Raw genomic sequence first — 14,353 nt, forward strand, 5'->3', positions numbered from 1 at the left:
ACTTGATATGGGATGCATTTTGCTGTGATCAAACCCGCACTGGCGCCCTTGTTAGCCTTTCAAACGTACCCGCACCGACTTCGCATGTGCGGGCAAACCCTCCGCATCGGCGAGGCGCGCGGCGGCGGGCCCGAGTTTTGCGACCGCGGCTTCATCACAGCCGATGATCGACGTGCGCTTCATGAAATCGAGCACCGACAGCCCCGACGCATAACGCGCCGCGCGCGCGGTGGGGAGGACGTGATCGGGCCCCGCCACATAATCGCCGATGGCTTCCGGCGCGTGACGGCCGAGGAAGATCGCGCCCGCGTGACGGACTTTGTTCAAGAGCGCTTCCGGATCGTCCACGGCGAGTTCAAGGTGTTCCGGCGCGATCTTGTCCACCAGCGCCGGCGCTTCATCGAGCGATGACACGATGATGATGGCGGAATTGTTGCTCCACGCCGCTTCGGCGATTTCCCGGCGCGGGCTGTCGCTTAGCTGCTCCCTCACCGCTTCTTCGACCTTGTCGGCGAATGCGGCGTTATCGGTAATGAGGACGCTCTGGGACGACGGGTCATGTTCAGCCTGAGACAACAGGTCAGCCGCGATCCAGTTCGGGTCAGTTTTTCCGTCGCTTACGACCAAAATCTCGGACGGTCCGGCAACGCTGTCGATGCCGACAATCCCGAAGACCTGACGTTTCGCCTCGGCCACATAGGCGTTGCCCGGCCCGACAATCACGTCCACAGGTTTGATTGGCCCTGCGCCATAGGCAAGCGCGGCCACCGCCTGTGCTCCGCCAATGCGGTAAACCTCGTCGATGCCGGCGCGTTTCGCCGCCGCCAGCACCAGCGGATTCATCTCGCCTTTCGGCGCGGGCGTCACCATGGCGAGGCGGTTGACGCCTGCGACCTTCGCCGGAATGGCGTTCATCAGCACCGATGACGGATAGGCGGCCCGCCCGCCCGGCGCATAGAGCCCGGCGGCGTCAACGCATGTCCAGCGCCAGCCGAGCGACACGCCCTGATCGTCCGTATAGCGCACATCGGAAGGGATCTGTTTTTCGTGATAGGTGCGGATTCGTGCCGCGGCGAAGTCGAGCGCCTTCAGATCATCCTTGTCGCAAGTCGCTTCCGCCGCGTCGATCTCTTCCGCCGTCACGCGCAGATTGTTTTCCGTTAGCGCGAAACCGTCGAATTTCTGTGTGTAGTCTTTCAGCGCATCCACGCCGCCTGCGCGCATGGCGGCGATCACCTCACGCACAACAGCGCTCACATCGGCGCCGCCATCGCGGTCCTTCAGCACAAAGGCGTCGAACGCAGCGCTAAAGCTCGCGTCCTTGCTGTTAAGACGCTGGGCCATGACCTACTCTTTATGTTCGGGCTTGGCCCGTGTCCGCCAGGGCTCGGAGATATCGGCGCTATAGGCGTTGACGCTCTCAACCTCGAGCCGCACAGCGCCGCCGCCTGCGAAATCGAGGATAATCTCGCCGGCCCCATCCTCGCCCGCCTCGAACCTGATAGCGAGCAAGTCAACCACCGCATCTTTCGCGTCTGTGCGCAGGCGCTGGAACTGGGCGGATTTCACATCGTCAAAATGCACGCCCGTGCGCACCCGGGCGAACGGCCCATGCTTGCGGTCGGCGGCGCATTCCCAGCAAAAGCGATTGGCGACTAGAGCGAAACGGCGCTCCGCCGGAAGGAAGGCGAAATCGCCGAGCTTGGCCACGGCGTCCTGAAGCACTGCGGACATGACCCCAAGGTCCTCCGCATCGCCCGCCATCAGCCGCAAGGGTTTATAGTCCTTCAGCGAAGCCAAAGCCGCCTCTCCTATTCTTTCACGCGCTCAATCAGCGCGCCGCATGCCTGTAGCTTTTCTTCCAGACGTTCAAAGCCCCGGTCAAGGTGATAGACGCGATTGACCATGGTCTGACCTTCGGCGGCGAGCCCGGCGATCACCAGCGACATGGAGGCGCGAAGGTCCGTCGCCATCACCGGCGCGCCTTTCAGCCGCTCGACGCCGCGCACGGTTGCGGTCTGTCCGTCCACGGAGATTTTGGCGCCCATGCGCCCGAGCTCCGGCGCGTGCATGAAACGGTTTTCAAAGATCGTCTCCTTGATGGTGGAAACGCCGTCCGCCGTGGTCATCAGCGCCATGAACTGCGCCTGAAGATCGGTTGGAAATCCGGGGAAAGGCTGGGTGATGATGTCCACCGCCTTACAGCGAGCGCCATTGCGGCGGACGCGGATGCCGGTTTCGATCTCTTCCAGCTCGACGCCCGCCTCTTCAAGCGACGCCCACGCAGCGCCGAGCAGATCGGCGCGCGCGCCGGTCAAAGTCAGTTCGCCCCCGGTCGCCGCCACCGCCATCACATAGGCGCCGGTTTCGATCCGGTCAGGCAAGACACTGTGTTCGGCGGCGTGGAGGCGGTCGACGCCTTCAACCGTGACCTTCGACGTCCCTGCGCCCGATACCTTCGCGCCCATGGCGTTGAGGCAGTCGGCGAGATCGACGATTTCCGGCTCACGCGCGGCGTTTTCAATCACTGTTTCACCCTTCGCCAGCACGGCGGCGAGCATGGTGTGCTCGGTAGCGCCGACGGAAACAAAGGGAAACGTTACATGCGCGCCATGCAGGCCCTCAGGCGCTTCCGCCAGCACATAGCCTTCATCGAGATCAATCACCGCGCCCATGGCGGTCAGCGCTTTCAGATGAAGGTCGACGGGGCGGGCGCCGATGGCGCAACCGCCCGGCAAAGACACCTTGGCCTTGCCTTCGCGCGCCAGAAGCGGGCCCAACACGTTGAAACTCGCCCGCATTTTCCGCACAAGATCATAGGGTGCCTCGGTTGAGGCGATGGTTTTCGCATGCAGCGTCAGGGTTGAGCCGTCGAAATTCGCGCTGGCGCCATGCTGTTCGAGCAGACGCAGCAGCATATCCACATCCGCAAGACGGGGAACGTTATGGAGCGTCAGCGGCTCGTCGGATAGCAACGCCGCCGCCATCACTTTCAGCGCGGAGTTCTTCGCGCCGCTGATCGGCAGCGTTCCGTAAAGCGGCCGTCCGCCAATAATCGCCAGTTTATCCATTACTCTTCTTTCGTCGCTTTATCGCCGCTGTCATCAGCCCCGGGGTCAGTCGGGCCTGGCGCCTTGCGCCGCCGCAGATTGGCCCGCAGCGCCTCAGCAAGCCGCGCCTCGCGGGCGCTGCCCTTGGCGCCGTTATTTCGCTGCCGGCCCGGCTTTTTCTGGGCGGCGGTGGGACCTTCCTGCGATTTATCCTCATTTTCCGGCATGGGGCGCGACTTAAAGGCCCTGCCGCCCGATCCGTCAAGCGCGCTGCAACCGGGGCTTTCCGTGGGACTGGAGGCCGTTTAGAGAGCCCTCATGACCATTGACCTTTCCCTCTCGGGCAATCTGGCCGGGGCCCGCTCTTTTGAGACTGCCGTCCTGATGACGCGTCAGGCCAGGGCTGAGCACATTGATGAGCTCGGCCACGTCAATAACGCCGTCTACCTCATCTGGGCGCAGGACGCGGGCACCGTCCATTGGCGCGCTGTCGCCACCGAGGAAATGCAGCGCGATCTGGTCTGGGTCGCCCTGCGCCACGAGATCGACTACCGCGATCAGGTGGTCGAAGGCGAGACCGTGGAAATCCGCACCTGGCTGGGCCGCGTCTCCGGCCCCCGCTTCATCCGCCATATCGACATCAGAAAGCCCGACGCGAAGCGATTTTCGGCGAAAGTCGAAACTGACTGGTGCCTGATCGACGCCAAAACCCGCAAACCGAGGCGGGTCAGCCAGGAGATATTGGATTTGTTTGGGGTAACTCCGGACTGAGCCGGAGAAACTGGTGCTGCCGGAGAGAATTGAACTCTCGGCCTCTCCCTTACCAAGGGAGTGCTCTACCCCTGAGCTACGGCAGCATCGTCAAGGCCCTGAGGCCCCGAAAAGAGGCGGCGGTATAACGCGGCGCGCGCAGCTTGGGAAGCCCGCCAGAGGCTAAAAAACCGCCACCCCAAGCGAAGCTCAGGATGGCGGATACTCAACGCGAACCGGGACTAAAGCGGCCCCGCGCCCCAGGGACCGGTGATGGCGAAAGTGACGCCTGGCGTCTGTACGTTCACAAAAAGCGTCGATCCGGTGGGGTCGAAGCAGGCGCCGCACCATTCCCGGTCACGATAATCATCTTCCGCGATCAGGAGCGTTGATTTACCCGCCGCCTTCAAATCCGAAGTCGACAGCTGGATGTTGTTCTTGGCGAGGATAAACGGCGCACCCGCAGGCGTAAGCCCGAGAAGCCGTTCGCCAAAACCGAACGAGTCCTCAACGCCGCCGCCATCTTCGCACAAGACGATGCCGCCGCGTGGACTGATTGTCAGATTGTCGGCGTTGTTTCCGGCGAGCGGATTGCTCGACACATAGATACAGGTCAGCAGGTTGCGCACCGGATCGAACGCCCAGACGCCGCCCTGACCCCGACCCGGACGGCCGGAACCGTCGACGCCTGCAGCCGTATCCACGAAATAGATGAGACCGTCATTTTTCGAGTACCAGCAGCCCTCGCCCCGGCTCATGCGAAGACCGCCCTTTGCATGCGCCTGCAGGAACGGACCGCTCGCTTCGGTGTCGACGATGTCATCGGTATATTGCGCAGGATCGGCGTCGGGCTCTTCAATCAAAACCCATTCGAGCTGATAACAATCGCCGATCGACGGGTTGTTGATGTCCACATTGTTTTCGCCGACGACTTTTGCGGCGTAAAGCATTCCGCCTTTTTCCAGCGCGCCGAAACGGAACTGGGGATAATCAGGCACATATTTATAAAAGCCCGCGGCGTTGCGGCGATCTTCGGTCAGATAAACATCGCCCGTATGCGGGTAGACCGCCACAGCCTCATGCGCCATGCGGCCCATTTCGACGATCGGTTGTTGCGAGCGCTTGTTGCCGTTCCACGCCACTTCGAAGACATAACCGTGCTTCTTGCCGCCGAGCGGTTCAAGATTGGTCGTTGTCTCTTCACAAGTCAGCCATGTGCCCCAAGGCGTCGGACCGCCCGCGCAGTTGGTCAGCGTGCCGCCAAGGCTCGGGATGGTCTTGTAGTATTCGCCTTTGCGCAGAACGAGTGTTGTTGTTCCTCCTGAAATGCCTTTGGGCGCGCCCTGATCGGCGCTGACGACATCGTCATAGATGGCGCGAGCGTCGATAAGGCCGAACGGGTTTCCTTCCAGATCGTTGACGACGCCGTTTTCGTGGTTGCGTATCAGCATCGTCAGCTGTCCGCGTTGCTCGACCACCGCCATGCCGTCATGACGCGGCGGCGTCGGCTGGCCGTTATTCATCAGGTCGCCTGTCCAGCCCATGGAGCGGTATGAAAAACCGTCTGGCAGCTGCAGCAATGGCAAGCCTGTCGTCTGGTCAAGCTTCGGCGAAATTGCGCCATAGGGGCTGGGGATCGGTTCTGCATAGGATGAAACGCCGCCCTGAAAGGCTGCAAGACCGCGAAGGGGCGTCGCAATCGCCGCAGCGCCGGCCAGCGCTGCGCCGCTGCGCAGCATGTCCCGGCGGCTCATGCCGCGATTAATGTTCGGCGCGCTAAAATTAGACATAGATTCTCCTATCCTGCCTGCAAAAGCTGGCGTGGCGGCGCAACGAATGCGCTTATCTGTTTGTGTACGGATTTGTTTTACGCTACTGCGTCATATCTATGCGGCGATATTTTCAGGAATATGACATGAGAACGAAAGCGGGCTATAAACCTGCTTTCTTTGGAAAAGTTTTTTGAATATGCGCAAGCCGTGCGTGTTCATGAAAATAACAAGCGCAATGCATGCGCATATTGAACACGCCATACCGAATCAATGACGCGTTACGCCATCATCTTTTCAATCGGCAAAACCAGAATCGCACTGGCGCCGAGTTTTTTCAGCCGCTCCAGCGTATCCCAGAAAACACTTTCGCGGCAAACAGCATGAATGGCGACCTTCTCGGGATTGCCGGCAAGCTCGAGAACGGTCGGCGCATCGGCGCCGGGTAGAAACTCGGTGATCGCCGGCACCGCAGAACGCGGCGCATTCATCATGATATATTTTGCGTCTTTTGATGTCAGAACGCCATTGATGCGCTTCAGCAGGGACTCGAACACGACCAGTTTTTCCGGTGAAAACGCATTCTGATTGCGGATCAGGATGGCTTCGGAAGCAAACACCGTCGAGACCGGCTTCAACCCATTGGCGTCGAGCGTCGCGCCCGTGGAGACAATATCGCAGACGGCGTCGGCGATTTTCAGGCGCGGCGCCACTTCGACCGACCCCTTCATCATCACAGCCTTGGCGTTAACCCCTTCACGCTCAAGCCAGGCGCGGGTCAGCGCCGGGTAGGAAGTGGCGATGCGTTTGCCTTCAAGCATGGAGGCGCCGTCAAATGTCCATTCTTTCGGCGCCGCCAGCATCAGACGGCAACGCGCGAAACCAAGGCGCATGACTTCCTGAGCAGGCGCCTCGTGGGTTTCATTGAGCAGCTCTTCTTCGAAAACATTCTGGCCGACAATGCCGATGTCGCAGGCGTCGTCCGCGACGAAAGCGGGGATGTCATCATCGCGCAATAACAATATGTCGATGGGCATTTCCTGCACGCGCCCGTAAAGCTTGTCGCGTCCGCGCGAGATCGTCAGTCCGCAGCTTTTCAAAAGCTCGAAACTGCCATCCGACAGGCGGCCCGATTTCTGAATGGCGATACGCAACCTTTGCTCACTCATGTCCTGCTCCCGATTGTCCGGCCATGCGATCCAGCACAAGCCTGTATCCCTGATGGTTTTCCTCGCGCAAAAACCGCGCGACCCGGCCGACGGTGGTTGTCGAGGCGCCTGTTTTCGCCGCGATCTCCCGATAGGAAAGACGGCCCTCATCCAGAAGCCGGGCGATGCGCCAACGCTCTGCAAAAGCGGCGAGCTCACCGGGCGTCGCGAGATCACGCAGAAAACGCGCCGCCTCCTTGCCGGATTCGAGCTTTGCGAAGGCGTCAAACAAGGCGTTTTCGCCGCTTGCCGGGCCGCCTGCGCCTGATTGCACGCTCGATCTTGATTTTGCTTTCAAAGCCAGGGTTCTCTCATGTATCATCGTATTACTACGCTAATACATTCTAATCCGACGCTGTCAAGCGGCGGATTAGGAATCTTTTTCTCGGATAAAAGGTCAGACGTCGTTGGCGGCCAGTTGCGGCCCATCGCCGAGCCACTTTTCCAGGGTGGCCGTCACCGTCGCCTTTTTCATGGGCTTGGTCATGAAGTCATCCATGCCCGAGGCGTGACAGCGGCGGCGGTCCTCTTCAAGGACATGGGCCGTCGTCGCGATGATCGGGCGTCTGGGGAGACCTGCGCCTTCTTCATAGACGCGAATGGCTTTTGTCGCTTCCAAACCGTCCATGACCGGCATGGATACATCCATAAACACGATGGCCGGCGTATCTGACTTGAAGCGCTCAATCGCTTCGGCGCCGTTCTCTGCAATAACAATCTCGAACTGATCCTCATCGATGAACTGTGTGAGCACCATACGGTTGACGGGATTGTCTTCGACGATAAGCAGTTTCGGTTTTGCAATAGCGGCGGCGGGGCCTGACGCGGCCTCTTCAACCGCCTTAGAGGAAGGCGCGGCGCCCCGGAGCAATCTTGGCGCTTCGGCGGCGAGCGACTGTGCGAGCGCATCCATCAATTGTGAGGGACGAACAGGTTTTGACAGATAGGCTGCGACACGCACATTGGCCGCGGCGCTGACGGCCGGCGCATTGTCCACTGAAGACAGGATGAGAACAGGAATGGCGCCAAATTTCGGATCGGCCTGAATGCGCATGGCCAGTTCGGCCCCATTCTCCCCCGGCATTTGGAAGTCGAGCACCATGGCGTGATAGGGATCGTTATCGCTCGCAGACCGCTCCAGCGCTGCCATGGCGCGCACCGGATCGCTGACCACGGTGGACCGGAAACCCCATCCGTCAAACAGCTCCTGAAGAATACGCCGGTTGACGGCGTTATCATCGACCGCAAGCAGGCGCACGCCGGTAAAGGCGGCGGACGCCGTTTCCGGCATTGAGCAGATGGTATCATCCACCGGCAGGGTCAGGGCCACCCGGAAATGCGAGCCCTTGCCCACTTCGCTTTCCGCGTTGATCGTCCCGCCCATCAGATCGACAATATTCTTGCAGATGGCGAGGCCGAGACCCGTACCGCCGAATTTGCGGGTGTGGGAGGCGTCCGCCTGCTCGAATTTCTCGAACATGCGCGGAATCAAATCCTCAGGGATGCCGACGCCGGTGTCGGAAACATTGATCGTCAGATTGACGTTTTGCCCAATTCTCTCGCCCGTCACCTCGATCAGCACATAACCGTGCTCGGTGAACTTTACGGCGTTGCCGATGAGATTGCCCAGCACCTGGCGCATGCGGGATTCATCCGCGATGACCCCCTCGGGGAGATCCGGCGCGTAACGCACAATAAGCTCAATATCCTTATCGAGCGCCGGCGCCTGCATCATCATCGCAACTTCATTGATGGTCTGACGCAAATTGAAAGGCTGCGCCGACAACCGGAACTTGCCGGCTTCGAGCTTCGAAAAATCGAGCACGTCATTGATGACGGTCATGAGCGCGTTGCCCGAGGAGACAATGATCCCGGCCAGCTCGCGCTGGCGCTTATCCAGATCTGTGTTCATCAGGACTTCGGCCATGCCGAGGACGCCGTTCATGGGCGTTCTGATTTCATGGCTCATGGAGGCCAGGAATTCCGATTTTGCCACATTGGCGGCGTCGGCGGCGATGCGCGCATTCATCAGCGGACGGACAAGCATGCGATGAATGACAAAACCAAGTACAATCACAAGCAATAACGCTGCGGACAGAGTCGCAATCAGCGCGGACTCTCTGAATTCAGTGATCGAGTGAAACGCAGCGGCCTTATCCACAGAAAGAGCAAGATACCAGTCGACAGCGGTCAGTGACGGAATGCGGTGAAAAACAACGATTTGCGGCGTTTCGAGATCGTCCAGATACTGTACGTCATCTGAAATGACCGGACGCTGTCCAGGATAAACGGCGGCGATGTCTTTCGACACGAGCCCGCGATTTGGATGAGCAAGAATTTTGCCCTCCCCGCTGACGAGAAAAGCGTGTCCCAGCCCGCCCATGTCGGTTTGAGAGAGAATTTCGCTCAAGGAGTCTGTTGAAAAATCCGCGCCGACAACGCCCAAAAGCTTGCCGTCGCGATAGACCGGTCCGGCGACCGTGATGGTCTCCACATTGGTCGTAATATCGAAATAGGGCTCGGTCAGCGTGGTTTCCCCCGCAAGCATGGCGGCGGCGTACCAGGGACGCGTGCGCGGGTCGTAGTCGTCCGGCAGGGAATCATCCAGCGGCCAGATGTGATAGACGCCGTTCGCTTCGCCGAAATAAGTCCAGATAAAGTTTTTTTCGTAGACCGGCTTGTGAACGATGCTGGTCGCATCCTTGCCATCGAACCGGTCCGAAACCGACTGCGCCAGCCCCTCAGCCAATGTGACCCGCTGGCTCAGCCAGTTGTCAGCGCCCCAGGCCGTCGTAGCGCCGATGGTCTGGAGGGATTTCTCCAGCTCCTGCCGGCGGAAGCGGCCTTCAGAGAAGTCATGATATAAAGCGAAGACAAAAAAGACGAAAATGACAGCGAGCGCGCCCGCAGCCAGCGCAGCCCCCATAAGCCGGGCGCCTGACGGGGCGTCCCGCCGGTCGTTTACAACCTTGCCTGCTGCTGCCATGTCGCCCCGTAAACTGACTAGTTCACCCTCAGCCTACCCTGTGATGGTTAACGCCAGTTTGCGGGAAACCTTTTCCGCTATGAGATATGTCGATTAGGACACTGCGTGCCGAGCGGCCCCCTTGGACCCTTGGCAAATCAGCCCCTGCGGCGCGCAGGGCCAGACAAGCCCGAAAAGGGCTGAAAAGGCGGTGGTTGACGGCTTGCAGTCCGCCAGCCTTTCCACTATAGACCGCCGCTCAATCAGGAATTCTCCGCCGCCCCGGGAGCCGGATATGGCTCGCCGAAGTGGCGGTTTTTGCGCGAAGGACGCCTAGACCGATGGCACAGACCGACGTTTTTTACTGTGAACCCCGCAAGAACACTGGCACTGGCGGCGCCCGCGCAGCGCGGCGCGAAGGCTGGATCCCAGGCGTGCTTTATGGCGGCGGCGCCGATCCGGTGGCCGTTAACCTGAAGTCTAATGAAGTGAACAAGGCTTACCTCAACGGCCGTCTGCTCGCTCACCTGGCGAAAATCGACGTTCCCGGTGAAGACGGCCAGCAGCCAGTCATCGCCCGCGATGTTCAGGTGCACCCGGTCAAGGGTTTCCCGGTTCATGTGGATCTGATGCGTGTTGACGAGAAAACCCGCATCAACGTCGATGTTTCGGTTCGCTTCATCAATGAAGAACAGTCGCCGGGCCTCAAAAAAGGCGGCGTTCTCAACGTCGTGCGTCACGCAGTCGAAGTTTACGCGCCTGCGACGGCGATCCCCGAAGTCTTCGAAATCGATGTTACGGGTCTCGATGTTGGCGACGGCATTCACGCCTCTTCGATCAATCTGCCCGCGGGCGTGACCTTCATGATCACCGATCGCGACTTCACCATCGCAACGATTGCGGCTCCGTCGGCGCTGCGTTCGTCTGATGATGACGCTGACGCATCTGCGGAAGCCGAAGAGGGCGAAGAGAAGAAAGAAGACGAGAAAGAAGACTAGTCTTCTTCGCGGTTTCTTTGCGCTTTTCCGGCCCCGGGATAGAACGGAGCACCCCATGCTGCTGCTCGTAGGGCTCGGCAATCCCGGCGCAAAATACGCACGCCACCGGCACAATGTCGGCTTTATGGCCGTTGACGCCATTGGCGACGCGAACGGCTTTGGGCCAGCGCGGACAAAATTTCAGGGTGAGATTCGCGACGGCGCTCTTGGCGGCGAAAAGGCGCTGATCCTGAAGCCCCAGACCTATATGAACGACTCCGGCCGTTCCGTGGGTGAAGCGTTGCGCTTCTATAAGCTCGAACCAACCGACGTGATCGTGTTTTACGACGAACTCGATCTCGCGCCGGGCAAGCTGCGGATGAAGACCGGCGGCGGAGCCGCCGGCCATAACGGTATCCGCTCCATCGATTCCCATATCGGCAATGGCTTTCACCGGGTCCGAATCGGCATTGGCCATCCGGGTGACAAGTCGCGCGTCACAGGCCATGTGCTCGGCGATTTTTCCAAAGCCGATCAGGACTGGCTGGAGCCGATGCTCGCGGCCATCGCAAGTGAAGCCCCCTATCTCGCGCAAACGGACCATAACCGGTTCCAGACGGCGGTCGCACACAAACTCGCGCCCGCAAAGAAACCAGCGAAAGCCTCTGGCGTGGCGGCGAAAGGCGCCATAGCCGAGAGAACTGATAAAAACGCGCCTCCCGCGCCTGAGAAAACAAATTCTGGCGACAACGCATTCACCGACGCATTAAAGAAACTGCTCGGCGACAAGAAATAGAAGGCATCCATCATGGGTTTCAAATGCGGCATTGTCGGCTTGCCGAATGTGGGCAAGTCAACGCTTTTCAACGCACTCACCAAGACGGCGGCGGCGCAGGCGGCGAATTATCCCTTCTGCACGATAGAACCCAATGTGGGTGATGTCGCAGTACCGGAGCCGCGCCTTAAAACCCTTGCCGAGATTGCGGGCTCGAAAGAGATATTGCCTGCGCGCATGCAGTTCGTGGATATCGCCGGTCTGGTCAAAGGCGCCTCCAAAGGCGAAGGCCTCGGCAATCAGTTCCTCGCCAATATCCGAGAAGTCGACGCAGTGGTCTATGTCTTGCGGTGCTTCGACGATGACGACGTCACTCATGTCGCCAACAAGATCGATCCGATCGCCGACTTTGAAACCGTCGAGACCGAGCTGATGCTCGCCGATCTCGAAAGCCTCGAGAAACGCCGCGTCAACCTGGAAAAGAAAGCAAAGGGTCAGGACAAGGAAGCCAAAGCGCTCATCGTTCTTGTAGACAAGGCTCTGGAGGAGCTGCGCGAAGGCCACCCCGCCCGAAACGCCGAAGTCGCTGACGACGACAAAAAAGCATGGGCGGGCCTGCAATTGCTGACGTCAAAGCCGGTGCTATTCGTCGCGAATGTGGATGAAGGCTCAGCCGCCTCCGGCAATGACTATTCGAAACATGTCGAGGAATGCGCGAAAAAGGAAGGCGCCGCCGCCGTCGTTATTTCCGCCAAGATTGAATCCGAACTCGCTCAACTGTCAGATGAGGAACAGGCGGAATATCTCGAGACAATCGGACTGTCAGAACCGGGCCTCAACCGTCTCATCAGCACAGGCTTCGATCTCCTTGGTCTCCAGACCTATTTCACGGCTGGACCTAAGGAAGCGCGCGCCTGGACCGTAAAACGCGGCGCGACGGCGCCGCAGGCGGCGGGCGTCATTCATACGGATTTTGAAAAGGGTTTTATCCGCGCCGAAACAATCGCCTTTGACGACTATGTTGCGCTCAAAGGCGAGCAAGGCGCCAAAGAAGCCGGGAAAATGCGACTTGAAGGCAAGGAATACATCGTCAAGGACGGCGATGTGATGCATTTCCGGTTCAACACCTAGCCCCTTACCGGCGCCTTTCGCGTTAATACTCCGTTCACGGTATTTTTTACGCATGGTTAAGCCGCATCAACTATAGTTGCGGACCATGACCGTTGTTCAGAAAATCGATCGCCGTCAGGCGCAGCGCTTCCAGGCTGATTTCAACATCTGCTTCTCCATCAATGGCGGCGCGGAAATTGTCAGCAATGCGTTGAATTTCACATCGCGCAGCCTTGCTATCCGCAGCGATGTCCTCGCCCAGAAAGGCGATCGGATCACCGTTTATTTCGGCGGGCTGCCAGCGCTGGAAGGCGAAATCGTTCGCGTCTTTCCCGAAGGCTTCGCCGTCTTGCTCGGTCAGGACTCGCTGGCGCTCATGGCCCATGCGCATCCCGACTGCTCCGAAAGCGCTTTCCACGCCGCCGGCGCCGCTGGCCCGGTGGAGACCGTGACAAGCCCGTTCATCCGTACCCGGTCAAGCGTGCCTTCCCGCGCGCTGATCTCCTCCGGGGTCGGCTATCAACCGGGATATAACCGGCATTTTCTGTCGATTGTGACGCCTGATCTTGAAGCGCTTGAAAATATTTCCGCGATCCGCATCAACGCCGATGACGTTCGCTGGACCGCAAGCGCGCTCAAATTTGAGCGCCGCAACAATCGCGGCATCGCGGTGATGAGCCTCAATGACTGGCAGGTTCATATGGGCGCCGCCTACGGCCTCAAAATCAGCGTCATGACCGAAGACCGTCGCGAATGGACGCTTGAAATCGACGCCGAGCCCATCGCAGAGCATCTTGAATCGCTCTCGCCCATGAAAATGGCTGTCAGCGCTTAAGAAAGCGCCCTGCAACTGCATCAAGTTTTTTCATTATCTCAGGATCGCGCGCTTCCGGCGGCGTGATCACCGCCATATCGAGCGCGGTTTCAACGCCAAGCGGCGACGGCCTACGCGTCGCCCCAAGGCGAGGCGCCAGATCGGCGATCAGCCGCGCAGCGTTCGCCGTGTTCTGTTTCAGCGTTTCAAGGATAAGCCCCACTTCTACAGGGCCGTCATGTTCGCGCCAGCAATCATAATCGGTCACCATGGCGACGCTGGCGTAAGGCAGCTCCGCCTCCCGCGCGAGTTTGGCCTCGGGCATGTTGGTCATGCCGATCACATCGCAGCCCCAGGAGCGGTATAGATGCGACTCCGCCCGCGAGGAAAAATGCGGGCCATCAATGCAGATATAGGTTCCGCCCCTTTGGTGTGGAATATCGAGCGCTGCGCAGGAAGTCGCCAAAGCAAAAGCGAGCGCCGGACAGACCGGATCGGCCATGGAGACATGGGCGACAAAACCGGGGCCGAAAAAGCTTTTCTCGCGCGCGCTCGTGCGATCGATGAACTGATCGACAATCACGAAGGTTCCGGGCGCCAGTTCGTCGCGGAACGATCCGCAAGCAGAGACTGAAACCAGATCAGTGACGCCCGCGCGCTTCATGGCGTCAACATTGGCCCGGTAATTCACATTGCTCGGCGGCAGCGTGTGTCCGGCGCCATGGCGCGCAAGGAAAACCACGTCGACGCCGCTAAGCTTGCCCTTCACCAACGCGTCTGACGGCTGCCCCCAAGGCGTATCGATCTCCAGACGCTGAGGGTTTTCAAGCGCATCCATGGAATAGACGCCGGACCCGCCAAAAAATCCCAGGACGCGTTGTTGTTCGGTCATCAGCCCCTCAAACTAAAACGGCGGCGCAGTTTATGCGCCGCCG

The 14,353-nt window shown here is 59.6% G+C and carries 14 protein-coding genes and 1 tRNA gene; 5 read left to right on the plus strand and 10 right to left on the minus strand.

The features are described 5' to 3' along the window. Nucleotides 1–51: 51 nt before the first annotated feature. From hisD to ACFOOP_RS15230, 4 genes are read right to left on the minus strand one after another with little or no spacing between them, the layout of a single operon-like run. A complete protein-coding gene (gene hisD, locus ACFOOP_RS15215; RefSeq protein ID WP_379881978.1) occupies nt 52–1,344 on the minus strand; it encodes a histidinol dehydrogenase in 1,293 nt (430 codons plus the stop codon). 3 nt (nt 1,345–1,347) lie between these two features. Beyond that, nucleotides 1,348–1,800, minus strand: coding sequence for a DUF2948 family protein (locus tag ACFOOP_RS15220; protein ID WP_379881979.1), 453 nt, complete (start codon nt 1,798–1,800; stop codon nt 1,348–1,350). 11 nt (nt 1,801–1,811) lie between these two features. Beyond that, nucleotides 1,812–3,071, minus strand: a complete 1,260-nt coding sequence (gene murA, locus ACFOOP_RS15225) for a UDP-N-acetylglucosamine 1-carboxyvinyltransferase (RefSeq protein ID WP_379881980.1) — start codon at nt 3,069–3,071, stop codon at nt 1,812–1,814. Next, nucleotides 3,071–3,277 carry a hypothetical protein gene (locus ACFOOP_RS15230; protein WP_379881981.1) on the minus strand — a complete coding sequence of 69 codons (207 nt, stop codon included), beginning with the start codon at nt 3,275–3,277 and terminating at the stop codon, nt 3,071–3,073. The genes murA and ACFOOP_RS15230 overlap by 1 nt, the downstream gene beginning before the upstream one ends. 91 nt (nt 3,278–3,368) lie before the next feature. Here ACFOOP_RS15230 and ACFOOP_RS15235 point away from each other — a divergent pair, with 91 nt between their 5' ends. Then, nucleotides 3,369–3,821 carry an acyl-CoA thioesterase gene (locus ACFOOP_RS15235; protein ID WP_379881982.1) on the plus strand — a complete coding sequence of 151 codons (453 nt, stop codon included), beginning with the start codon at nt 3,369–3,371 and terminating at the stop codon, nt 3,819–3,821. A gap of 11 nt (nt 3,822–3,832) precedes the next feature. On the opposite strand, the gene ACFOOP_RS15240 is transcribed toward ACFOOP_RS15235, so the two are convergent. From ACFOOP_RS15240 to ACFOOP_RS15260, 5 genes are all read right to left on the minus strand, one after another. Then, nucleotides 3,833–3,907, minus strand: a tRNA-Thr gene (locus tag ACFOOP_RS15240). Nucleotides 3,908–4,042: 135 nt separating this feature from the next. Then, nucleotides 4,043–5,590, minus strand: coding sequence for an alkaline phosphatase PhoX (locus tag ACFOOP_RS15245; protein ID WP_379881983.1), 1,548 nt, complete (start codon nt 5,588–5,590; stop codon nt 4,043–4,045). Between the two features lie 260 nt (nt 5,591–5,850). Then, a complete protein-coding gene (gene hisG, locus ACFOOP_RS15250) occupies nt 5,851–6,738 on the minus strand; it encodes an ATP phosphoribosyltransferase (protein ID WP_379881984.1) in 888 nt (295 codons plus the stop codon). Continuing rightward, nucleotides 6,731–7,051 carry a YerC/YecD family TrpR-related protein gene (locus ACFOOP_RS15255; RefSeq protein ID WP_379881985.1) on the minus strand — a complete coding sequence of 107 codons (321 nt, stop codon included), beginning with the start codon at nt 7,049–7,051 and terminating at the stop codon, nt 6,731–6,733. Before ACFOOP_RS15255 ends, hisG begins: the two co-directional genes overlap by 8 nt. Nucleotides 7,052–7,174: 123 nt before the next feature. Continuing rightward, complete coding sequence (locus ACFOOP_RS15260) at nt 7,175–9,763, minus strand: hybrid sensor histidine kinase/response regulator (protein WP_379881987.1); 2,589 nt, start codon at nt 9,761–9,763, stop codon at nt 7,175–7,177. Between the two features lie 320 nt (nt 9,764–10,083). Here ACFOOP_RS15260 and ACFOOP_RS15265 point away from each other — a divergent pair, with 320 nt between their 5' ends. The 4 genes from ACFOOP_RS15265 to ACFOOP_RS15280 all read left to right on the plus strand — a co-directional run bounded on the left by ACFOOP_RS15265 (nt 10,084) and on the right by ACFOOP_RS15280 (nt 13,439). Next, entirely contained in the window at nt 10,084–10,740 is a 657-nt protein-coding gene (locus ACFOOP_RS15265; protein WP_379881988.1) for a 50S ribosomal protein L25/general stress protein Ctc, read from the plus strand. Between the two features lie 55 nt (nt 10,741–10,795). Then, nucleotides 10,796–11,515, plus strand: coding sequence for an aminoacyl-tRNA hydrolase (pth, locus tag ACFOOP_RS15270; protein WP_379881989.1), 720 nt, complete (start codon nt 10,796–10,798; stop codon nt 11,513–11,515). 12 nt (nt 11,516–11,527) lie between these two features. Further along, nucleotides 11,528–12,625, plus strand: coding sequence for a redox-regulated ATPase YchF (gene ychF, locus ACFOOP_RS15275; protein ID WP_379881990.1), 1,098 nt, complete (start codon nt 11,528–11,530; stop codon nt 12,623–12,625). A gap of 85 nt (nt 12,626–12,710) precedes the next feature. Continuing rightward, complete coding sequence (locus ACFOOP_RS15280) at nt 12,711–13,439, plus strand: hypothetical protein (RefSeq protein WP_379881991.1); 729 nt, start codon at nt 12,711–12,713, stop codon at nt 13,437–13,439. Here the strand turns inward: ACFOOP_RS15280 and ACFOOP_RS15285 are convergent. Further along, nucleotides 13,429–14,310 (minus strand): S-methyl-5'-thioadenosine phosphorylase, encoded by an 882-nt coding sequence (locus ACFOOP_RS15285; protein ID WP_379881992.1) that lies wholly within the window; start codon nt 14,308–14,310, stop codon nt 13,429–13,431. The genes ACFOOP_RS15280 and ACFOOP_RS15285 overlap by 11 nt on opposite strands. Nucleotides 14,311–14,353 lie beyond the last annotated feature (43 nt).

Source organism: Hyphococcus aureus (assembly GCF_042643165.1).
In the GTDB taxonomy this organism is placed as follows: domain Bacteria; phylum Pseudomonadota; class Alphaproteobacteria; order Caulobacterales; family Parvularculaceae; genus Hyphococcus; species Hyphococcus aureus.

Excerpts from the sequence above, each read along its gene's own strand:
- ACFOOP_RS15260 (WP_379881987.1), bottom strand. The coding sequence starts at position 9,763 with ATGGCAGCAGCAGGCAAGGTTGTAAACGACCGGCGGGACGCCCCGTCA.
- hisG (WP_379881984.1), bottom strand. The coding sequence starts at position 6,738 with ATGAGTGAGCAAAGGTTGCGTATCGCCATTCAGAAATCGGGCCGCCTG.
- hisD (WP_379881978.1), bottom strand. The coding sequence starts at position 1,344 with ATGGCCCAGCGTCTTAACAGCAAGGACGCGAGCTTTAGCGCTGCGTTC.
- murA (WP_379881980.1), bottom strand. The coding sequence starts at position 3,071 with ATGGATAAACTGGCGATTATTGGCGGACGGCCGCTTTACGGAACGCTG.
- ACFOOP_RS15265 (WP_379881988.1), top strand. The coding sequence starts at position 10,084 with ATGGCACAGACCGACGTTTTTTACTGTGAACCCCGCAAGAACACTGGC.
- ychF (WP_379881990.1), top strand. The coding sequence starts at position 11,528 with ATGGGTTTCAAATGCGGCATTGTCGGCTTGCCGAATGTGGGCAAGTCA.
- ACFOOP_RS15245 (WP_379881983.1), bottom strand. The coding sequence starts at position 5,590 with ATGTCTAATTTTAGCGCGCCGAACATTAATCGCGGCATGAGCCGCCGG.
- ACFOOP_RS15280 (WP_379881991.1), top strand. The coding sequence starts at position 12,711 with ATGACCGTTGTTCAGAAAATCGATCGCCGTCAGGCGCAGCGCTTCCAG.
- ACFOOP_RS15230 (WP_379881981.1), bottom strand. The coding sequence starts at position 3,277 with ATGCCGGAAAATGAGGATAAATCGCAGGAAGGTCCCACCGCCGCCCAG.
- ACFOOP_RS15235 (WP_379881982.1), top strand. The coding sequence starts at position 3,369 with ATGACCATTGACCTTTCCCTCTCGGGCAATCTGGCCGGGGCCCGCTCT.
- pth (WP_379881989.1), top strand. The coding sequence starts at position 10,796 with ATGCTGCTGCTCGTAGGGCTCGGCAATCCCGGCGCAAAATACGCACGC.
- ACFOOP_RS15285 (WP_379881992.1), bottom strand. The coding sequence starts at position 14,310 with ATGACCGAACAACAACGCGTCCTGGGATTTTTTGGCGGGTCCGGCGTC.